18 protein-coding genes and 2 pseudogenes are annotated in these 19,691 nt (G+C 70.6%); 9 read left to right on the plus strand and 11 right to left on the minus strand.

Annotated features, from left to right (window positions below; all coding sequences use genetic code 11):
• The first annotated feature begins 212 nt into the window (after positions 1–212).
• Together ABZ721_RS31700 and ABZ721_RS31705 are read left to right on the plus strand one after the other, a co-directional pair.
• Positions 213–824 carry a TetR/AcrR family transcriptional regulator gene (locus ABZ721_RS31700; RefSeq protein ID WP_358792210.1) on the plus strand — a complete coding sequence of 204 codons (612 nt, stop codon included), beginning with the start codon at positions 213–215 and terminating at the stop codon, positions 822–824.
• A complete protein-coding gene (locus tag ABZ721_RS31705) occupies positions 817–1,167 on the plus strand; it encodes a nuclear transport factor 2 family protein (protein WP_358792211.1) in 351 nt (116 codons plus the stop codon). Before ABZ721_RS31700 ends, ABZ721_RS31705 begins: the two co-directional genes overlap by 8 nt.
• Positions 1,168–1,616: 449 nt before the next feature.
• Here ABZ721_RS31705 and ABZ721_RS31710 read toward each other — a convergent pair whose 3' ends face one another.
• Together ABZ721_RS31710 and ABZ721_RS31715 are read right to left on the minus strand one after the other, a co-directional pair.
• Positions 1,617–2,228, minus strand: coding sequence for a hypothetical protein (locus tag ABZ721_RS31710; RefSeq protein WP_358792212.1), 612 nt, complete (start codon positions 2,226–2,228; stop codon positions 1,617–1,619).
• 919 nt (positions 2,229–3,147) lie between these two features.
• Positions 3,148–3,714, minus strand: a complete 567-nt coding sequence (locus tag ABZ721_RS31715) for a dihydrofolate reductase family protein (protein ID WP_358792213.1) — start codon at positions 3,712–3,714, stop codon at positions 3,148–3,150.
• A 390-nt stretch (positions 3,715–4,104) separates the two neighbouring features.
• Between ABZ721_RS31715 and lanKC the strand changes: the two genes are divergently transcribed.
• Positions 4,105–6,702: a class III lanthionine synthetase LanKC gene (gene lanKC, locus ABZ721_RS31720; RefSeq protein WP_358792214.1), complete on the plus strand. Its 2,598-nt coding sequence runs from the start codon at positions 4,105–4,107 to the stop codon at positions 6,700–6,702.
• A 12-nt stretch (positions 6,703–6,714) separates the two neighbouring features.
• On the plus strand, positions 6,715–6,840 hold the full coding sequence (locus ABZ721_RS31725) for a hypothetical protein (protein ID WP_358792215.1): 126 nt from the start codon (positions 6,715–6,717) through the stop codon (positions 6,838–6,840).
• Positions 6,841–6,915: 75 nt separating this feature from the next.
• Here ABZ721_RS31725 and ABZ721_RS31730 read toward each other — a convergent pair whose 3' ends face one another.
• From ABZ721_RS31730 to ABZ721_RS31740, 3 genes and pseudogenes are all read right to left on the minus strand, one after another.
• Positions 6,916–7,230 (minus strand): hypothetical protein, encoded by a 315-nt coding sequence (locus tag ABZ721_RS31730; RefSeq protein ID WP_358792216.1) that lies wholly within the window; start codon positions 7,228–7,230, stop codon positions 6,916–6,918.
• Between the two features lie 9 nt (positions 7,231–7,239).
• Positions 7,240–7,569: pseudogene (locus tag ABZ721_RS31735) on the minus strand (transposase); the annotation flags it as partial.
• A 182-nt stretch (positions 7,570–7,751) separates the two neighbouring features.
• A complete protein-coding gene (locus tag ABZ721_RS31740) occupies positions 7,752–8,165 on the minus strand; it encodes a VOC family protein (protein WP_358792217.1) in 414 nt (137 codons plus the stop codon).
• A 757-nt stretch (positions 8,166–8,922) separates the two neighbouring features.
• Here ABZ721_RS31740 and ABZ721_RS31745 point away from each other — a divergent pair.
• Both ABZ721_RS31745 and ABZ721_RS31750 read left to right on the plus strand, forming a co-directional pair.
• Positions 8,923–9,711, plus strand: a pseudogene (locus ABZ721_RS31745) (glycoside hydrolase family 44 protein); the annotation flags it as partial.
• 784 nt (positions 9,712–10,495) lie between these two features.
• Positions 10,496–11,122, plus strand: a complete 627-nt coding sequence (locus ABZ721_RS31750; RefSeq protein WP_358792253.1) for a cellulose binding domain-containing protein — start codon at positions 10,496–10,498, stop codon at positions 11,120–11,122.
• 238 nt (positions 11,123–11,360) lie between these two features.
• Here ABZ721_RS31750 and ABZ721_RS31755 read toward each other — a convergent pair whose 3' ends face one another.
• The gene (locus ABZ721_RS31755) at positions 11,361–12,650 is read right to left on the minus strand and encodes an FAD-dependent monooxygenase (RefSeq protein WP_358792218.1); all 1,290 of its coding nucleotides are present in this window, start codon (positions 12,648–12,650) and stop codon (positions 11,361–11,363) included.
• A gap of 268 nt (positions 12,651–12,918) precedes the next feature.
• Here ABZ721_RS31755 and ABZ721_RS31760 point away from each other — a divergent pair, with 268 nt between their 5' ends.
• Positions 12,919–13,122, plus strand: coding sequence for a hypothetical protein (locus ABZ721_RS31760; protein ID WP_358792219.1), 204 nt, complete (start codon positions 12,919–12,921; stop codon positions 13,120–13,122).
• Complete coding sequence (locus tag ABZ721_RS31765; RefSeq protein WP_358792220.1) at positions 13,119–13,499, plus strand: hypothetical protein; 381 nt, start codon at positions 13,119–13,121, stop codon at positions 13,497–13,499. The genes ABZ721_RS31760 and ABZ721_RS31765 overlap by 4 nt, the downstream gene beginning before the upstream one ends.
• A gap of 123 nt (positions 13,500–13,622) precedes the next feature.
• Here the strand turns inward: ABZ721_RS31765 and ABZ721_RS31770 are convergent, their stop codons facing one another.
• Both ABZ721_RS31770 and ABZ721_RS31775 read right to left on the minus strand, forming a co-directional pair.
• The gene (locus ABZ721_RS31770; RefSeq protein WP_358792221.1) at positions 13,623–14,561 is read right to left on the minus strand and encodes a MerR family transcriptional regulator; all 939 of its coding nucleotides are present in this window, start codon (positions 14,559–14,561) and stop codon (positions 13,623–13,625) included.
• 445 nt (positions 14,562–15,006) lie between these two features.
• Positions 15,007–15,576, minus strand: coding sequence for a TetR family transcriptional regulator (locus tag ABZ721_RS31775; RefSeq protein WP_358792222.1), 570 nt, complete (start codon positions 15,574–15,576; stop codon positions 15,007–15,009).
• Positions 15,577–15,693: 117 nt separating this feature from the next.
• Here ABZ721_RS31775 and ABZ721_RS31780 point away from each other — a divergent pair, with 117 nt between their 5' ends.
• Positions 15,694–16,386, plus strand: a complete 693-nt coding sequence (locus ABZ721_RS31780) for an SDR family oxidoreductase (RefSeq protein WP_358792223.1) — start codon at positions 15,694–15,696, stop codon at positions 16,384–16,386.
• A gap of 472 nt (positions 16,387–16,858) precedes the next feature.
• On the opposite strand, the gene ABZ721_RS31785 is transcribed toward ABZ721_RS31780, so the two are convergent.
• From ABZ721_RS31785 to ABZ721_RS31795, 3 genes are all read right to left on the minus strand, one after another.
• The gene (locus tag ABZ721_RS31785) at positions 16,859–17,710 is read right to left on the minus strand and encodes a DUF4190 domain-containing protein (protein WP_358792254.1); all 852 of its coding nucleotides are present in this window, start codon (positions 17,708–17,710) and stop codon (positions 16,859–16,861) included.
• Between the two features lie 393 nt (positions 17,711–18,103).
• Entirely contained in the window at positions 18,104–18,664 is a 561-nt protein-coding gene (locus ABZ721_RS31790; RefSeq protein WP_358792224.1) for a dihydrofolate reductase family protein, read from the minus strand.
• Positions 18,665–19,172: 508 nt separating this feature from the next.
• Complete coding sequence (locus ABZ721_RS31795; protein ID WP_358792225.1) at positions 19,173–19,646, minus strand: MarR family winged helix-turn-helix transcriptional regulator; 474 nt, start codon at positions 19,644–19,646, stop codon at positions 19,173–19,175.
• Positions 19,647–19,691 lie beyond the last annotated feature (45 nt).

Here is a 19,691-nt window from a genome sequence, read left to right on the forward strand (position 1 = left end):
TCCGTTACCTGGGGGCAAGCCGAGTTCTCGCCCGACGACCAGGCACGGGCCGCGGGACCATCGCGGATGCAGCACCCGGGCGACCGCGGCCTCAGAAGCGGCCACACCCCGGGGCAGGAGCCGACCGCCGCCCAAGGCCGCGCCCCATGTGCCACGGCACCGGCATCCGGCCGTGCTATTTTGTGAGCGATCGTTCAACTATGGAGGCCGTCATGGGGCGCAAACAGCTGTGGGATCGGGACGCGGTGCTGGCCTCGGCCGTGCAGCTCTTCCGCCGCCGCGGGTATCTCGGCGCCTCGCTGCGCGACATCGAGGAGGCCACCGGACTGCACCCGGGCAGCTTGTACCGCACCTTCCAGAGCAAGGACGGGCTGTTCCACGCCGCCTTGGACACCTACAACGAGCGGGTCGTGCAGGGCCGGGTCCGACTGCACCTGCTGGAACCGGCCGACCCGCTGGCCGGCATCCGCTCGTTCTTCACCTCGGCGATCGAGACCGGCGCCGAGCCCGACCCGGGCTGCCTGCTGACCAACACCGCCATCGAGTCCTTCACCCTCCCCCAGACCGCAGCCGGCGTGCACCACGGCCTGGCTGCGATCGAAGGCGGTCTCGCCGACGCACTGGACCGTGCCCGGCGCCGCGGCGACACGCCGCAGGACCTCGACATCCAGGCCACCGCCGCCCACCTGCTCGCGCTCTACCAGGGGCTGCTGGTCCTCGTCCGGGCCGGCCTGCCCCGCACCACCCTGCACAGCGTCACCGACGGCGCGATGGCGTCGATCGGCTCCCTGAGGACCTCACGAAAGCAGAACGACCATGAGTGACACCCAGCAGCTCTGGAACGACTACGCCGCCTGCTGGTCGGCCGAGCCCGCCCACCGCGTCGTCGCCCTCGGCGCGGTCGCGGTGGACGAGGTCGCCTACCGCGACCCCGGCACCGAGGTCGCCACCCTGACCGAACTCGCCGCCTACATGGCCGGCTTCGCCGGAGCCTTCCCCGGCCACCGGTTCCGCATCGACGAGGTGCGGGAGCACCACGACCGCTCCCTCGCACACTGGAGCCAGCTCGATGAGCAGGGCGCGACGGCCTCCACCGGCATCAGCACCGCCCGCCACCACACCGACGGGCGCCTGACCGACATCACCGGCTTCTTCCTCCCCGCCTGACCGCCACCAACACGAGGGTGCCACCCGGTAACCACCTACCCGACCCGGGCACCCCCGTGTTGCCCCGACACGGCCACCGACACCAGCCCCACGACGCCGGCCGCTGGCCCGACGCAGCCGAGCGCCCGGTCGCCGTCGTGCCGGCCGCCACGACCGGGAGGGGAACCGGGCGAGGTGCCGCCGGACCCTGCGCCCGATGACCTCCCCGCAGGGCGCGCCAGAACGACAACGCGGCCGAGCTGGAGCAGCGCACAGGGTCGCGGTACGGCGGTCGGCGGCTCCGCCGGCAGGTAAGGCGTGCGTCGATCGGACGGCTCTCGGCCGCCCTGCACACGTCGGCGATCTGCCGCCCGGGGGCACCCCCGCACCTCCCCTCCCCCACGGCCTCAGCGGGGCGCGCTTTCGCTACGGGGTGGTGCAGGCGCGTGGCGTCGGCCCACGCCGCGGCTTCACCCGGGCGGCGTGGGCCGGTCCAACGCCTCGCGTCCGGCGCGGATGAACAGCCGCAGCACGCGCTGCGCGTCGTCGAAGTGAGCCGTGATCTGCTCATCCATCTCTACGACATCAACACTGCTCAGCGGGCCCGCTGTCGCCCTCGCCTCGTGCTGCTCGGCGCAGGTCAGCAGGTCCCGGAGGCTGGCGATGCACTCATCCACCCGCACGGCCACCTCGTCGGGACCTTGCAACTCCACCGCGTAGGAGGTCTGCAAGGCCTCCCGGTAGGCCAGCCTGCCGCGCTGCCGGATCTCTTCTCGCTGCGCGGCCTCCGCAGCGCCGGGCAGGCAGCACCGGTGGTAGTCCAGAGCCGCGATCCGGGCCGTCTGCGAGGTCAGGGCGAACTGCTCGTAGATCGCCTTGCGGTGCTCCCGACGCCACCGGTGGTGCTCCAGCCGCAGATCCAGTTCCTGCAGTCTCTCCCGTTCGCGAGACCGGCGCTCCTGCTGCCGGTCCAGGGCCTGTTGGTTAGCACGCTCCGACCGCAGAGCAAGGAACCCCGTCAGACCACTACCGATCAGGGTTCCGACCATCCCCATGGACGACAGGAGCAGCGAACCGGCCATACCTACTATCTGCGCAGACCGCAACCCGATTACGCATCGGCCGTCCCGCAACCTGTCGACGCCGTCACCGAGTCCAAGTTCAGGACACCTTTGGGTCACCAGTCGTCGCGGTGTGCGCGGGTGGCGGGTGGCTGCTGGTGGTGTGCGGTATCGGTGGCCGCGTCGGTGGTCTACGCGCTTGGGCGGGCGTGGCACGGGGCTGGAGCCGGCGGATGTAGTGGCAGTGCTGGGATTCCCCCTGGCCCTGACGCACCAGCCCACACCGCCCCCTTCGCCGTACTCCTGCCAGGTCCCGCACCGCAGGCATGATCCGTACTGCGCCCGGAGGGCGAGCGGTCGCCTCCGAGCCATCCCCCGGCCCTAGGCTCAGCATCTGCGCATCCACCACGGCTGCGAGGGATCGGCAAAGGAGTCCATGATCGTGCGGGAGCAGTAGACCTCGTCCAGTGCACGCACCCGCCGCCCCAACTCCCGCGACGCGCGCGCCGACACCCCGTGCAGAGCCTGCTCCAGCACCTCGCGCGGATGCGCATCAACGGGACAACACGCTTCCACCCCGCACCCACGGTCCGGTCGATCCGTCAACCCACGAGCGGGCCCGTGAACGATGCCGACCCATCGCGCCATCGCATCAGCGACGGCTCCGGGCCACCACCGGGAATCTTCGAACGCAGCAATCCCCCTGTGCGTGCGCGCCGACACCCCAGGAACGATCTTCCTGCCGTGCTCCGGGCGGATCCTGTGCGGCAGCTGGGCGCGCACCTGCCCTGGCCGTCTACGCGCCATGGGCCTTTCGTCGGTTCGTCATGGACGGCATCCTCTCAAAGACCGCCGCCGCGATCAACGCTTGCTCCGCCCGCCCGGCCCGTCCACCACCCAGGAGGCTGCGCCGTCCGACCGGCGCGCGGGTGCCTGCCGCTCAGCGTCTGACGGTGTACCGGGTCAGGACCACCCCGCCGGGAAACGTCCGCGTCTGCACCAGGTCCACCGTCACCCACCCGTCGAGCGCGGCGAAGAAGGGGGTGCCGCCGCCGATCAGGACCGGATGGGTGACGATCACGTACTCATCGATCAGCCCGGCGCGCAGCGCCGCCCCGGCCAGCGTCGCACCACCGATCGTCATCGGCCCGCCGTCCTGGGCCTTGAGCCGGGCGATCTCCTCAACCGCATCACCGGTGACCAGGCGGGAGTTCCACCCGACCTCGTCGAGCGTCGAGGAGAACACCACCTTCGGCGTCTCCCGCCAGTTGCGCGCGAACGCGACCTGCGCCGGTGTGGCGCCCGGCTGCTCATCCCCGGTCGGCCAGTAGGAACTCATCGCCTCCCACAACTTGCGCCCGTACAGCGACAGACCGATGGCCTGCTCGTACTCCAGCCACCACCCGAACAACTCCTCGCTCGGCGGCCCACTCCACCCCAGGTCGTCACCGACCGCCGCGACGTAGCCGTCCAGGGTCAGATTCATGCCGTAGATCAACTTCCGCACAGCTCAGCCTTCCGATCGCCGGTCTCCGCAATCCAGACCCGCACCACGCCACAAACTCATCGGTGCACGACCCGCCGGCAGGTGATGCATCCGGGCCGGCCCCCATCGCATCACGAGCTGCTGGCGATGGCGGCAGGAGAAGCCCTAGCAACGCCGGCGCCCGGCAGGGCCGTCCGTCCTGCTGGCGATCGCCCCTCTCTGCACGTCGTCCGGCCGATGTATCTGGTGCCGTCCGATCCGCGACCTGGCATCGAGCCGGTGACGTCACACTCTCGACACGGGTGCTTCCGCCGGGGGCGCCATGCCGCCGCACGCCCTACTGCCGCTCCCCACGGTCCTTCCTGGCCGCCGTCCAGCCCAGCGTCGTTCTACCCTCAGGAGAATCCGTTGATGGACGCCGTCGGTATGGCGCTGGCGCATCAGGAGTTCTACGCCCCGCTGTCAGCCCTCAGCGACCCCGGGCAACGCTTCGCCCCGGCGTACGTGCCCGACGGCTGGCTGAGCACCGACAAGGACATCTGGACGGCGTGGAGCCATCCTGGTCTCCGACGGGTCGCCCAGGGCTGGAAGATCCACGTGTCCGCGCGGCTGGACCGCACGCAGCATGTCCTCGATGCCGTAGCGCGTATCTGCTTCGCCGAGCAGGTGCCGTTCAAGCACGTCCGCGCCCGGAGGTTCTTCCTGGCACTGCACCACAAGCACGCGGACCGCGCGCAGGCCGGCAAGTTCTGCGCCCTGTACCCGCACGACACCGAGACGGCCCACCGGCTCCTGGCTGCCCTGTCGGCCGCACTGGAGGGCGAGGAGGGCCCGTACATCCTGTCCGACCGCCGCTACCGCGATTCCCGCACCGTCCACTACCGCTACGGGGCGTTCAGCCCCCGCAGCCGGCTGCTCCTGGACGGCAGCAGGGAACCCGTCATCCGGGACGGATGCGGCCAGGACGTGCCGGACCAGCGCCGGCCCGCGTTCGTCCTCCCCGAGGGCGTCACCGATCCCTTCATCGCCGAGGAGCCCACGCCGCACGTCGGGCCGATCGTCATCCGCCACTACGAGATCGCCAAGGTCCTGCAGCCCAGCAACGCCGGAGGAGCCTATCGGGCGGTGGACAACCGCACCGGGCGGGTCGTCTTCATCAAGGAAGCACGCGCCCACAACGGCTACTCCTGGGACGGCGTCAGCGCCAGGCAGCGACTGCGCCGCGAATACGATGTCCTCACCACCCTCCACGCGGCGGTGCCCGGACTCGGCCCGCAGCCGCTGGAGCATTTCACCGAGTGGGAACACGATTTCCTGGTCACGGAGTTCATCGACGGCACGTCGCTGCACCACTGGGTGGGTCGCAACTCACCCACCACCAAGGCCGACTGGCCCAACCGCGACTCCGCGAGCTACTTCGCGGCCTGCCGCACTGTCCTGCGCGGTCTGGACGAAGCCCTGTCCCACCTGCACGACCAGGGCTACCGGTTCGGCGACCTGAGTCCGTCCAACGTATTGATCACCGCCGACCTGCAGGCCAGACTCATCGACTTCGAGGCCGCCACACCGCTGACGCAACCACCGGCCGCCCTGGGCACCCCCGGATTCGCCCTCCCCCCAACTCGCGCCGACCCCGACGCGGACCCGCTCCTCCAGGACCGCTACGCCCTGGCCGCGCTCACGCTGTCCCTCTTCGCTCCGCCCGTCCAAGGAGCAACCGAACGCACCTCCTCCCAACTGGCGCTGCTGCACCGCGACCTGACGGCCACCGCCGCGCCTCCCGCGGACCTGTGGGCTCGGGCGACCGCCTTCCAGCGGAGGGACCACGGCAGCTCTGCGGCCTTGCCGGACCCGTCCGGCGTCGATCAGGACCCCGAAGGCTGCCTCGCCGACCTCGCCGCGCGGGTGGCCACCGGGCTGCTCGACGCGGCCGACACCCGTCGATCCGACTGGGTCTTCCCACCCTCGCCCCAGGCATTCCACACCAACACCGTCTGCGTGGCCTATGGGACCGCCGGAGTGGTCCACGCCCTGCACCGGGCGGGCGTGCCCGTCCCGGAGGAGATCGGCAAACGACTGCTGGTCGACTCCTGGGCGCTGCGCGACCAACTGCCACCCGGTCTGAACGCGGGAATGGCGGGCATCGCCCGGGTCCTGGCCCAACTCGGCCGACTGGACGAGGCGACCGACCTGCTGCAGAGTGCCCACAACCATCCTCTCACCCGGACCTGCACCACCCTGGCCGACGGCCGGGCCGGCGTGGGCCTGAGCTGGTTGGCCCTGCACCGGCGGACGCGTGACAGCCGGCACCTGGAGCTGGCCGCGGCAGCCGGCGACGCGATCGTCCGGTCGTGCGACCTCGCACCGACCCTCGGCGACCACGACGCCCGAGGCCTGTTCCACGGCCGCTCCGGCCTTGCTCTGTTCCTGCACCAACTGGCCGACGCAACCGGTCAGACGACCTACCTCCGCGCAGGCCTTGCCCTGATCCACGAGGAACTCGACCGCGCGCTCCAGTTACCCGACGGCGGCCTGTCGTTCGCCGACAACGCCGTGATGCGGCGCGCCATGCCCTACCTGTCCATCGGCTCGGCAGGCGTGGCCACCGTCCTGAGCCGCCATGTGGCGACCGTGCCGGACGAGCGCTGCATCGCGGCACTCCCGCTGCTCATCGCCGACGCCCGGAAGACCTGCGCCATGGAACCGGGCTGGTCGACAGGGCTCGCCGGGCTGGCCTACTTTCTCGCCGAACACGCAGAACGGACCGGCCGCTCGGCCGACCGCCATGCCGCGGTGCGGGTCGCCACCGGGCTGCTGAAACACGCCCAGCCCCACGGGCAGGGTGTCCGCTACCTCGGCGCGGGCGGCATGCGCTGCACCGCCGACCTGACTTGGGGCGCCGCAGGGGTGCTTCTGGCCCTGCAACGTGTCTTGCACGGCCCCGAGGACGAGTTGTTCACCTATGACCGCAGGCATCCCATCCGCCCTGAGGTCCCCAACCGAAAGTGAAGGTACACCGCGATGAACCAGATTCTCGCTCTGCAGGAACTCACCGTCGAGGTCGATCCGGACGAGGAAGGGGCCTTCTTCCCCTGCTTCAGCATCCACGCCAGCATGTGGACCGAACCGACCACGACGACCATGTGATCGGTGGCGGACTGCCGGCGCGCCCGGCGGTCCGCCCTCCGTCTTCGATCGGAAGCCCACCGGCAGCAGGCACGGTCACCGGGCACTGCGGATCCCTGTCAGTGCAGGTCCCGCCCGTTCGGTGACGGTCCACTCGGACCGGGAGTGCTTGCGCTCCACTGCCCAACGTCGCGGGAGTACCACAAAGCCTTTCATGTCATCGGTGCGCTTGACCACCTCAACAGTCACGCCCAGGACCGCCTTCGCCCAGGTCACCCGGCGTCCTGCACATCCTCCGCCGGCCCGGCCCAGTGTGATCGTGCTGCCCGCGGAGCGTAGCGAGGTCAGCAATCGCAAGCCCGCGTCCCGGTCCTGGATGCCGGCCATCGTGACGACGACGGCGAGCAGCACGCCGCCCGTTTAAACCGCTATACGCCATTTGCGCCCGTTGACCCGCTTACCACCGTCGTATCCGTGACGGTTGGCTGGGGCCGTGTCGGCTCCACGCACCGACTTGCAGTCGATCACCGCTGTGACGGGCAGGGGCTTGCGACCCTGACGTACACGCACCTGATCGCGCAGAGCGTCGTGGAGGCGCTGCCACGATCCGTCGCGCATCCAGTGCCGGCAGATCCCGTACACCGTCACCGGTGGCGGGAACTCGCGCGGCGACTGCCGCCACGGAATGCCGCCGCGCACGACGTAGAAGATCGCGTCGAGCACCAACCGGCGCGGATGCTTCTCCGGCCGGCCGCCTCTGCCGCGTAGACACCTCCTCCCCTATCAGGGGCTCTTCGTCGTATTGGACATTCACGCAGAACATCCCCCCAGCCCAGCCGCTCGCCGAGCGCGGCGAGGACCGACCGCCTCGCGTCGGGCCCCGGACCTCGAGACGGGGGGCTCGTCGCAGGCGAACCCCACTGCTCCATCTCTTACGCCGGTGCGCTACCCGCCTGCTCGCGCAGCCCCAGCCACTCCTGAAGCTCCAACAGATTCCCTTCCGGGTCCTCCAGGTACGCGACCCGTATCCGGTCGCCCATCGGACCCGGCTCCCGGGTGAACTCCGCCCCCCGCGAGACGAGCTCGGCGTGGGCGGCGTCCAGGTCGTCCACCCGCAGCACCACCAGCGAGCGGCATCCCTCCGGCTCCGCCCCCAACCTCCCCAGCACGCCGGCCATCTGCGCCCGATCCTGCAGCGCGATCGCGGCGTGTCCGGTAGGGGGACTGAGCTTGGCGTACGGGCCGCTCTCGGCCTCGAACTGCGGCTTGAGTCCGAGCACGTCCCGGTAGAAGCGGTAGGCGGCGGGGAAGTCGGACACCAACAGGCGTATCTGGGTGAGTTCCATGCCGCTCTTTCTAGCCCAGTTCCGACTCCGATTCCCGCTCGATCGCGATCTTTGAGAGAGCCCCGCCGGAATCCAGCGACGCACCCTCAGTTCCGCCGGGGCCGCCGACCGACCAGCTGCATCCGCCGCGGCCGGGCGGCCCCGACGGCCCGCGGGGTGCGGTGGGACTCCCACTGGCGGCCACCGGAGTGGACAGCTGGCCGGGGAGAGCTGCCTCCGCTCGCAGACAGCCGGCCTGGAAGGCGCTCGCCGCCGGGGCACAGGGCGCGCCATGTCGATTGCTGTGCATACGTGTTGACACTCCGGTTCGGGCGTCCCAGACTCTGCATGGGAGCGCTCCCACACCTTGTCGGCCGCACCATGCCACAAGTTGAGGAGGCGCGCCGTCGGCCGAGTAGCGCCATCGCCGGCCGCGGCGTCCTGCCTCGCCCGCCCACCGGCCGGCGGGAGCCGGATTCCCACTGCGCGGTCGTTTCCATCCCCCACCCATGGCCGTGGCGCTGCTGCCGGTACGTGTCGCTCGCCCGCGGGCGGTGCGGGCCTGCCGCCCGCGCCGCCGGCAGCTGAGAAGGAGACCATGCGTACGACACACAAAGCGGCCGCCCTGGCGGCCTGCGCGGTGTTGCTGACCGGCACCGCAGCGGCCCAGGCCGCCGGAACCGGACAGCCGGCGCGAACGGCCGGGGCTACCGCGGGTCCGGCGATCACCGTGGACGCCAGCAGCGCGCGGCACACGATCGACCCCCACATCTACGGCATGAACTTCCCCGACGAGGCGCTGGCCAAGGAACTGCGTCTGCCAACGGGCCGCTGGGGCGGCAACGCCACCAGCCGCTACAACTACCAGCTCGACGCCTACAACGCCGGCTCCGACTGGTACTTCGAGAACCTGCACTACAGCAACGACCCCGCGGCGCTGCCCGCCGGATCGCAGGCCGACAAGTTCATCGAGCAGAACCGCAGGACCGGCACCGATACGCTGATGACCGTACCGATGACCGGCTGGACGGCGGCCGGCCGCGACGACGGTTGCGGGTTCAGCGTCACCAAGTACGGTCCTCAGCAGGACACCGACGCGCAGTGGCGGCCCGACTGCGGCAACGGCAGGAAGCCCGACGGCACCCCGATCACGGGCAACGATCCGGCCGAAACCAGCACACCTGCGACGCCCGGCTTCGTCAAGGGCTGGGTGCAGTACCTCGACAGCACCTACGGCACCGCGAGCAGCGGCGGAGTGCGCTTCTACGACCTGGACAACGAACCGGACCTGTGGTTCGGCACGCACCGCGACGTCCACCCGGCCGGACCGGGCTACGACGAGATACGCGACCGCACCTACGCCACCGCCGCGGCGGTCAAGGACGCCGACCCGGCCGCGCAGACCCTCGGACCGGTCGGCTGGGGCTTCAACTCCCTGATCTACTCGGGCCGGGACCAGCAGATCTGCGGTGAGCAAGGAGGCAGCTGCTGGTCGAACCCGCCGGACACCGCCGCGCACGGCGGCGTGCAGTTCGCCCCCTGGTACCTGCAGCAGATGAAGGCCTACGAGACGGCGCACGGGCGCCGGATTCTGGACTACTTCGACGAGCACATCTACCCGCAACAGTCCGGCGTGTCCGGCAGTGCGGACGACGCGGCGACGCAGGCCCTGCGACTGCGCTCCACACGGCAGTTGTGGGACCCCTCCTACACCGACGAGAGTTGGATCAACCAGCCGATCCAGTTCATCCCCCGGCTGCGCGCACTGGTCGACCAGAACTACCCGGGGACGAAGACGGCCGTCTCGGAGTACAACTGGGGCGCGCTGGACCACATCGACGGCGGGCTGGCCGAGGCCGATGTGCTGGGGATCTTCGGGCGTGAGGGGTTGGACCTGGCCACCTTGTGGTCACCGCCGCAGGCCACCGACCCGGGAGCGTACGCCTTCCGCATGTTCCTCAACTACGACGGCCGGGGCGGCACCTTCGGCGACACCTCCGTGCGGGCCGCGAGCGCCGACCAGGACAAGCTGTCGGTGTACGCGGCCGAGCGCAGCAGCGACCATGCCACCACGGTCATGGTGATCAACAAGAGCACGGACGATCTGACCGCCCCGGTCTCCCTGACCGGCCGCACCGCGCTTCCGGCAGCAGCGCAGCTCTACCGCTACGGCCAGGCAGCCCCCACCACGATCCAGCACCCCGCGGACCAGGCGTTGAACGGCGGCTCGTTCACCGCGACCTTCCCGGCGTACTCCATCACCGAGTACGTGATCCCCGCCGGTTCCCCCCCAGACCACCCCGCCCTCGGCACCCGGCACCCCCACGGCCTCGGCCATCGGCCCCGACCGCGTGACGCTCACCTGGTCGGCCGCCACCCCTGGGACCTCTCCCGTGGCGGACTACCGCGTGTACGCCGGCGACCCGGCCGGCACGGCGCCGCTGGCCACCGTCCCGGCGTCGACGACCACCGCCACCGTCACCGGCCTGAGTGCGGCCACTGCCTACACGTTCCAAGTCGTGGCCACCGATACCGAGGGCGGCAGCTCACCGCCGTCGGCCCCGCTGCACATCACCACCGGCCCGGCCCCGACGAGCGGCTGCACGGTCGCCTACCGGATCAGCAGCGACTGGGGCGCCGGATTCACGGCGAACGTGACGATCACCAACCGGGCCGCCCCGGTCAGCGGCTGGAGTCTCGGATTCGCCTTCGCCGGCAACCAGAAGGTCACCCAGGGGTGGAGCGGCACCTGGTCGCAGACCGGCACCGCGGTCACCGTGATGGACGCCGGATGGAACGCCTCGCTGCCGACGGGTGGCTCCACCACGATCGGCTTCAACGGCGCCTACTCCGGGGCCAACGCCGCGCCCGCCACCTTCACCCTCAACGGCACGACCTGCACCCTCGCAGGGACCGCGGCAGCGGCCGCTCCCCTGCCTGCCATCGGCCGCGCACCCGCCAACGACGCACCACGCTGACCCGTCCCGCACCCGTTCGGCCGACCCCGCACCGCCCGGGGCCGGCCGAACGGCACCACGGATTCACCCCCGTGCGTCTGCGGCCGGGTGCATCCTGCGCGTTCCTTGCCGCATGGCGGCAACGCCCCGCGAGGACGCCATCGCCGTAGCCGGGCGCGGCCGCCGAACGCCGCTCCACCGCGCACTATGCGACGGTGTCCGACCGAATCTTGACCCCTCTCGACACGTCAGGCGGCACCTACGGCTCGACCGACGAGGTGATCGGCGATCCGGCCGGGGCTGCGGCGTCCGGCACCCCCGCGTAGTCGGGCAGCTCGACGCCGTTGATCGCGCGCCCGACCAGCTCGGTGAACCATTCGCCGGCGAAGTCGGGGAGCGGCTCGGCGTCTGGCCCGGGGACCTGGCGGGCGCGGGCGTTCAACCGGCCGATCTCCTGGTTGGCCTCGACGAACGAGCGCATCCGCGCCTCGTAGCGGGCGAACCCGGCATCGGGGTCCCATCCGGCAGCGGCCAGCTCTCCGGCCAGCACGTAGGCGCCGACCAGGGCCAGGCCGGTGCCTTGGCCGGACATCGGCGACGAGCTGAACGCCGCGTCGCCGAGCAGCCCCACCCGCCCTCGGGACCAGCGGTCCATCACCACCTGGGCGACCTGGTCGAGGTAGAAGTCTGGAGTGTCGTCCAGGTGCGCGAGGATTTCTGGAGTCAACCAGCCAAGGCCCGCCATCCGCTCGCGCAGCAGGACCTTCTGGGCGGCGACGTCACGGTGGTTGACGTCGAAGTCGGCCGCGGCGAAGTAGAACATGGCCATCGCCCGGGTAGCGTCCTGGATGGGCCGCAGGAGCGCGGAGCGCCCGGACGCCTGATCCTGGTACTCCAGCAGCCAGCGGTCCAGCCCGAACTGGTTGGGCACACTGTAGAAGGCCAGTACCTGCCCGAGGTGGCGGAGGAACCGCTCATGCTGCCCGAAGACCATCGCGCGCAGCTCCGAGTGCAGCCCGTCGGCCCCGACCACCAGGTCGAAGCGCCGGCGGCTGCCGCCCGCGAAGACCACGTCGACCCCGTCCGCGTCCTGGGCCAGCTCGGCGATGCGGTCGCCGAAGACGTACTCGACGCCGTCACGGGTGTCGTCGTAGAGCACCTGGGACAGGTCCCCGCGCAGGATCTCGATGTCCGCGATGAACCCGTCGCCCCCGTCGTCGTCGGCACGGAAGGACTCCAACACCTGCCCGTCCGCGTCCACGGTGTGCGCGCCCGCGGTGTCGGTGCACGCCGCGCGCACCGCCGCGTCCAACCCCATGCGCCCGATGACTTCCCTGGCGACCCCGCGTGCGTCCACCGCCTGCCCGCCGGGACGCAGCTCGGCAGCCCGCTCCACCACGGTCACCTCGGCCCCCCGCCGGCGCAGCCAGTGGGCCAGCGCGGGTCCCGCGATGCTCGCCCCCGTCACCAACACCCTGGGACCGCTCACCCGCGCCCCTGGCTCGCCGGTCCGGATGGTGCGGTCCTGCTCGGAGTCGTCGACGCTCATCACAGCCTCCATCTGTTTCCTCCCGCACTGGAACGTCCCCAGCACAGGCCCACCGCTGTCGGTGTATCCAGCCGTATCGACCACGGATCCGCACCAAACTCATCGGTCATGGGCGGCATGGACGAGAAACACCACCTCCGATGCACATGACATCAACCCAGACCGGCGCAAAACAGGTGGAGGGGTTCGGCGCAGGGATCCGTGGGCTTGCGCCGCTTGCCTCCATGACTGCCTCCATAGGTGGAGGCACACGCGCTACGGTGGGAGCATGCCGAAAATCTCCGTGGATCTGAGCGACGAGGAACTGGACCGGGTGAACAAGCACGCCAAGAGCCTGGGCATATCCACCCGTGCTCTCGCCAAGCAGCTGCTGATCAACGACGCCGACAGGGCGCGATTCCTCAGTGCCGCGCGCATCGCCCTGCCCACTGCCCTCGATGCAGTGAAGGACGCGCCAGAGGGTCTGCGGTGAGCCCGATCGTCTACGTCGACCCCGGGTGGCTGCTCGCCATCCAGGAGGAGGCGGCGCCCCGTAACGTGGGCATCGCCGACTGGGGCGCTCTGCACTGGACCGGCAGCGCGCACCGCTATGAGCAGATCGCCGGCCAGCCCTACTACGCGGATGCCGTATCCCGAGCGGCGACATTCTTGCACCATGCACTGATCCTGCGCCCCTTCGAGGACTACAACCTGGTCGTCGGCTATGCGGCCGCCGACGCCTACCTCCAGATGTCCGGGCAGAAGGTGGCAGCCAAGCCGGAAGCCCTCTGGAGCCTGGCCGGGGCAGTGCGCGCCGGAGAAGAGGACCTGCGCGGGGTCGCCCGGGCGCTGCGGTCCTGGGCGATTTGACCGCCGGGGCCCCGCTACCCGACGGTGACCGCGGTGCGGCCCTGCTTCGGGCTCCCAACCGCCATCCGTCGTTGAGCTGCGTGGGCGCCCGCACACGTGGGCACGCCCGGCCGGCTGCGACCTCTAGGCGGCGCGGTCCTGACGCAGGGCCTGGATGAGCCAGGGGTAGATCGGCAGCAGGTTCGGTACGATCTGCCAGCCGTTGACGATCCACACCAGCCGCCAGTAGCGGTCCACCATGGAGTCATGTGCCTGTTCGAACTGCTCGGCCATCCAGTCCCGCAGGTGCGGGTCGGGGGTGCGGGCCAACACCGCGGCGAAGCGGTCCACGAGGGTGTCGATGACCGGTGCGGCCCGGTCACTGAGCGGGTCGATTCCCGCCTGCCGGGCTTCCATCACCGCCTGACGGGTGAAGGCCATCAACTCCTCGCCGGCAGCACGCTCGATCTCCAGCGGGCTCTGCGCGACTTGGCGCATGGCCGCCTGGCGCATGCGGGCACGGAAATCCTCGTCGCCGACCAGCTTGGCGATCTCCACCCACGCGGCAACCTGCTCGCCGGTCGCATCCTCGGGTAGGTCAGGAGTGGCAGCACGCACCAGCGCCACCGCGGCCGGATCGGCATCCACCGCACCGAACGTGCCCTCCACGAAATCGTCGAACAACCGCCGGCGTCCCGCGTCGGACAACTGCGTGAGTTGATGCATGAGCTTGGTCTCCTCGGGATTGGATCCGCGGCCGGCCACGACTCTCAGCACGCTCCGCCGCAGGGTCAGCATCCGGATCTGGACGTCCACGGCATCGGCGTGCGCCGCGGCGACGTCCGCCACCGACAGCTCACGGTCCAACACCCGCCTGATCGTGGCGAGGTCCATCCCCAGCTCGCGCAGGGTGCGCACAAGTTCCAGACGCAGCAGTGCGTCGAGGTCGTAGAGCCGGTAACCGGCGGGACTACGGGTAGTGGGTGTCACCACCCCCTCATCGGAATAGAACCGGATCGTCCGCACCGACAAACCGGTCCGCCGGGCCAGCTCCCCGATCGCATAGAGGGTCGTCACATCCATGCCCCCACTGTGCAGTCTCCAGTGACTGGAGACTCAAGGACTTTTTCCCACCAGGCGCCCGGGTGTGAGATCACGATGCGCAGGACGACACCCGCCCCCCGGTGATGTCAGCATCCGGTGTGGTCCACCGGCCCCGCGCACCATCGCCCAGGGCGCCGGCCACCCCGGCATTCCCGCGGCCACCGACAGCTTCTACGGTGGCAGGAGCGCCCCTCGCCCAGCGCATCCGCGCGATCGAGCACGGGCCGGCTGCCGCATCATCGGCCGGGACACCCGCCCCCTCGCGCCGACGCCGCGCGGGCGGGACTCCCTCGGAGAAACACCGCAGATCCCGCGCATCGCAGACGACCCCGGACCCGTCCGGCACGATCCACAGCGAGCGCAGGGCAAGGTGCCGCAAGCGGTGTCGGCCCGGCCCCGTGGTCGCTGGACCTTCCCGCATCACCTACTCGACCGCCGTGCCCCTGATCAGGGCTGCTTGCGCGGCGGCAAGGATCTCCTCCGAGAGCGGGGAGCCCTTGGTGGCCCGGGACAGGACCAGCGCACCGAACAGGGTGCAGAGGCGGACGATGCCGTCGTGGTCGTCACCGCCGAGCAGGTCGGCGAAGTCGGCCACCCCCTCGGTGTAGACGCGTCGGGCCTCGCGATCCTCGCCTTCGCGGGCGATGTCGGTGGCGAGGGCTGCGATCGGGCAGCCGTCCGCCGGGTCGTCGCGGTGGTCGACGGAGAGGTAGGCGTCGATCAGCGCCCGCTGGGCGGCGCCGCGCTGCCCTTCATACCTTGTGAGCCCTGCGGTATGGCTCCGGGCGAGCTCGTCGAAGGCGTGGGCGGTGGCCTCGTCGACGAGTGCCTCTTTGGAGGCGAACTGCTTGTAGAAGGCACCGTGGGTCAGGCCGGCCGCCTTCATCAGGTCGGCGACGCTGACCTGGGTGCCCTGCTCCCGGAACAGCCGCGAGGCGGTGTCCACCACGCGTCTGCGGTTCTCCTCCGCCTGCGCCTGCGATACGCGGCCCATGATCACCCTCTCGTTTGGATGTCGACTGGCATCTATCGTAGCCCCATGCTTAGATTGGCTGCATAATCTAAACCGTGCGGGAGGCTCGACGGCACCCGCCGAAGACCAGGAGCAGACATGGAACTGAACAACGCGGTCGCGGTCGTCACCGGCGCCAACCGAGGCCTGGGGCGGCACCTCGCCGCCCAGCTCGTCGAGCGCGGCGCGAAGGTGTACGCGGCGGCCCGCCGCCCCGAGACCATCGACGTGCCGGGCGTCATCCCCCTGCGCCTGGACGTGACGGACGAGGCCTCGATTCGAGAGGCCGCCCGCATCGCGTCGGACGCGACCCTGCTGATCAACAACGCGGGCATCTCCACCGGCGCGACGCTGATCGCAGGCGACACCGATGAGGTGCGCCGGGAGATGGAGACCAACTTCTACGGCCCGCTCGCCACGACCCGCGCCTTCGCCCCCGTCATCGAGGGCAACGGCGGCGGCAGCGTACTCAACGTGCTGTCCGTCCTGTCCTGGGTGCATCCGGCAGGCCTCGGCTCCTACGCCGCGTCCAAGGCCGCCGCCTGGGCACTGACCGGCGCGACCCGCGACGAGCTGGCGCCGCGGGGCATCGCCGTCTCGGCGCTGCACGTCGGCTACATGGACACCGACATGGCCGCCGGCATCCCCGCCGAGCAGAAGACCGCCGCCGCCGACGTCGCAGCCCAGGCCCTGGACGGCCTCGAGACGGGCCTGCCCGAGATCCTCGCCGACGAGACCAGCCGGTACGTCAAGCAGAGCCTGGCCGCCGCGCCGCAGCTGAACGCGGCCTGAGCCTCCCCCGTCCGCCGCAGCCCAGCCCAATCCTTATCCCCTTACGTGAGGATTCCTGATGCGTTAGACGACCTTCGGACACCGGACCGACCTGCGTATGTCCGCGTACGCGCTCGGCACGGCGAACTTCGGCACCGCTGGGGTGCCGGCGCCGAGCCGGACGCGGCACGCCGCAGGTTCGACCGGTTCGCCGAGGCGGGCGGCACCGTCCTCGACAGCGCGGACGGCCATCAGTTCGGGGGGGCCGAGGAGCTGACCGGAAAGCTGGTCTCCGCCGATCGTGATCACCTCGTCCTGGGCACCGCGTTCTGCCTCAAAGCCGCGCGCCAGCCGGACGTCTCCCGAACGGGCGACAGCCGCAGGACCGTGGTCGCCTCGGCGGAGGCCGCCTCAAGCGCTGGGGCGCCGGCTGCGTCGACCTGCTGTGGGTGCACGTGCGCGACAAGGAGCCGGTGCGCGTCGCGGCGGGGTCCTACGACCCGGTGGGGCCGGACCAGTCGGCGAACGGGAATCGCTTGATGATCGGGGAGAACCGGACCTTCATCCGGTCGGCCGCCTCCGGTGGCAGCGAGAAGCCGTACTTTCCCACGACCTGCTGGCCGGGCAGGACGTAGTCGCTGACGACCTTCTGCCGTCCGCTGCCGTCGACCATCCACTGCGCCGGAGCCCCGGTGGCGTCGTCGACATAGGGCATCGACTCGACCGCTACCCGCTGGGTCCCGGTGTTGACGACGGTGATGGTGATTTCGAAGGCCTTGTTGCCCTTGGCGTGACCGAAGACGGCCTCGGAGGGGACGAACGGCTGCGGTGTGGCCACCGTGACCTTCAGCCCGTCCCGGAAGGTGTAGCTCTGCCCGAACGCCATGTGCCGGGCCTTCTCCGCCGCGTCGGCATCGGCCTGGTCCTGCTCCGCCTGCTCGCGGACGTCGTGGGCGATGTCGCGCACCTTCGTGATGGCGAACGCTCCCCCGCCGACCGCGATCAGCAGGCCCACCCCGCCCAGGATCACACCGGCGACCGCCATGGCCCGGTTGGTCGCCCGACCCTGACGGACCCGGCTCATCGCGACCAGGCCGAGGATCACGGCCAGCAGCGCCGGCAGCCAGGAGATCCAGAACAGGATGATGGCCAAGCCGAGCAGGACACCGGCCACGCCGAGCACCAAGGACGCGATGCCCAGGGCATTGCGCGGCTGCTGGGGCGGCAGCGGATACGGAGGCAGCGGCCAGGGTGCGGCGGCCGGTCCCGCGGGCGGGGGGCTCCAGGGGTTGTGCCCGGCCGGCACCGGATCCGTGGATTCCTGACTGCCGGGCGGGACATGCATCGTCACGAAAAGTCCTTCAGCTACAACACAGGTTCGAGCGTATGAAATTACCAGCTCCCTATACTTTGTCCTTACCTTTTCCGGTGCCCGCCCGGCCACGCGAGGCCGTCCGCCGGGCCCGCGACAGCGGAGCGCCGCAGGGCCCGGTCGGGCGCCCGCCCTTGGGGGTGAACGCCGACCAGCCCCGTGCGTATCGGGATCTGCGGGGGGGCCGAACGTGGCCGCGGCGCAGCGACGGTGGGGCAGCGCGGCCCGATCCGTATCCCCCGCCGCACCCGTTGACTCTTGGGCCTGTCTACGACCGCGTCCCGGCCCCCGCTCGGGCCCGGCCGTCACATCCGGGCACCTCCCGCGGGCGGCGCCGGCCGTTCGTGGGACCGCCGGATCGGTGGATCACTGACCGGCTGGGCCGTACACGGTGTGCAGCACGCCGGTGGTGAACGTGGTGCTGCTCAGGAGTCTCAGCAAGAGGGGCTCGGTGCTCGCTCCGAACAGGCGCAGGCCCTTGCCGACCGCGATCGGGTGGACGAACAGGTGCAGCTCGTCGATGAGCCCGGCGGCCAGCAAAGCGCGCACCACCGAGATCGACCCGGACATGCCGATCGGGCCGCCGTTCTCCTGCTTCAGTGCGGTGACGCCTTCGAGCAGGTCGCCCTGCAACTGCTCGGAGTTGCGCCAGGTGAACGTCAACGCCGAGCGCGAGACGACGATCTTGCGCGCGTCGCCGAGCGCCTTGGCCATCGGGGCGTCCTCGCCGCCGGCCGTCTCCCGGCCCGGCCAGGCGTCGGCGAACACGTCGTAGGTGACACGGCCGAGCAGCACGGTATCGGCCGAGCCGAGCTGTGCGCCAACAGCCGCGCCCATCTCATCGTTGAAGTACGGGAAATGCCACTGGTCCGGGCTTTCCACCACGCCGTCGGCGGCGATGAACAATCCGGCACTGATCTTTCGCATGAGGGGTTCCTCGGGCTCGTCGGGTCTCGGGTGCTCTCACCAGATCAGACGAAGCACCCGGGCCGAAGTCATCGCACTTCGGCGCGGACGTTTCCCCGATTTCCGCGCCGGGCTTGCCGGGCGCCGTGCCGTCGGCCGCGTCCCCCGGGGCCGGACACCGGAATCGTCCGGGAGGAGCTGCCACGGGAGCGTCGGCTTCGGCGCGGGCACGTCGTGCTGGCGCCGCCGGTCCGAGTGGACCGAGGCCGGGGCGCGGCCCCCGGTTCCATGACGTTCTCCTTGCCGAACTCCGTCATGACAACGCCCTGGACTTCTCCTGGGCGGCGGTCGACAGATCGCATATCCGCGCGGTGGAAGGAGCAGCTCGCCAGGGGAAGCCCCGCGTATCAGGGGTCTTGTCAGGCGCGGTTGCTGACGCAGTCGGAGCAGGGGCGCGCGGATATCCTCGTGGCGTCCCAGTGGCGCTGGACGCACCAGCGGGTGCTGAGCGCCGTGGGGCCGGCCGGCGTCATTGCCCGCCTTGCGGGTCGGTGAGCTGGTCCACGACGCGTTCTCCGATGGAGGCGAACGCATCGATCTGGTCGGGGTCCAGCAGATCGATGAAGTGTCTGCGCACGGACCGCACGTGCAACGGCGCTGCCGCGTTCAGTGTCCGAAGCCCTTCCTCGGTCAACGCGACGATCGCTCCGCGGCCGTCGGTGTCGCATTCCTCGCGCACCACCAGACCGCGCTTCTGCATCCGCGCCAGGTGGTGCGAGAGGCGACTGCGCGACCAGAGCATGTGGTCGGCGAGGTCACTGATCCGCCGCCGATGCCGGGGGCTGCCGCCGAGGGAGGACAACACGTCGTAGTCGGGCTCCGAAAGGCCGCTGTCCTGGCCCAGGTCGCGGGCGAGCTGGGCGTTGAGCAGGAGAAACATTCTGCGGTATGCCTGCCACGCACGCTGTTCGCGATCGGTCAGCCAGCGGGGTTCCTCGGTCATGGCCCCAGCCTACCCGCAGATGATTGACACGTCACGTACCTGTCT

The organism is Streptomyces sp. NPDC006733 (assembly GCF_040636125.1).
Taxonomy (GTDB): Bacteria; Actinomycetota; Actinomycetes; order Streptomycetales; family Streptomycetaceae; genus Actinacidiphila.

Coding starts and splice junctions, on each gene's coding strand:
- ABZ721_RS31775 (WP_358792222.1), bottom strand. CDS start 15,576: ATGGGCCGCGTATCGCAGGCGCAGGCGGAGGAGAACCGCAGACGCGTG.
- ABZ721_RS31705 (WP_358792211.1), top strand. CDS start 817: ATGAGTGACACCCAGCAGCTCTGGAACGACTACGCCGCCTGCTGGTCG.
- ABZ721_RS31795 (WP_358792225.1), bottom strand. CDS start 19,646: ATGACCGAGGAACCCCGCTGGCTGACCGATCGCGAACAGCGTGCGTGG.
- ABZ721_RS31760 (WP_358792219.1), top strand. CDS start 12,919: ATGCCGAAAATCTCCGTGGATCTGAGCGACGAGGAACTGGACCGGGTG.
- ABZ721_RS31740 (WP_358792217.1), bottom strand. CDS start 8,165: ATGGAACTCACCCAGATACGCCTGTTGGTGTCCGACTTCCCCGCCGCC.
- ABZ721_RS31710 (WP_358792212.1), bottom strand. CDS start 2,228: ATGGCCGGTTCGCTGCTCCTGTCGTCCATGGGGATGGTCGGAACCCTG.
- ABZ721_RS31790 (WP_358792224.1), bottom strand. CDS start 18,664: ATGCGAAAGATCAGTGCCGGATTGTTCATCGCCGCCGACGGCGTGGTG.
- ABZ721_RS31780 (WP_358792223.1), top strand. CDS start 15,694: ATGGAACTGAACAACGCGGTCGCGGTCGTCACCGGCGCCAACCGAGGC.
- ABZ721_RS31755 (WP_358792218.1), bottom strand. CDS start 12,650: ATGAGCGTCGACGACTCCGAGCAGGACCGCACCATCCGGACCGGCGAG.
- ABZ721_RS31770 (WP_358792221.1), bottom strand. CDS start 14,561: ATGGATGTGACGACCCTCTATGCGATCGGGGAGCTGGCCCGGCGGACC.
- ABZ721_RS31725 (WP_358792215.1), top strand. CDS start 6,715: ATGAACCAGATTCTCGCTCTGCAGGAACTCACCGTCGAGGTCGATCCG.
- lanKC (WP_358792214.1), top strand. CDS start 4,105: ATGGACGCCGTCGGTATGGCGCTGGCGCATCAGGAGTTCTACGCCCCG.
- ABZ721_RS31700 (WP_358792210.1), top strand. CDS start 213: ATGGGGCGCAAACAGCTGTGGGATCGGGACGCGGTGCTGGCCTCGGCC.
- ABZ721_RS31785 (WP_358792254.1), bottom strand. CDS start 17,710: ATGCATGTCCCGCCCGGCAGTCAGGAATCCACGGATCCGGTGCCGGCC.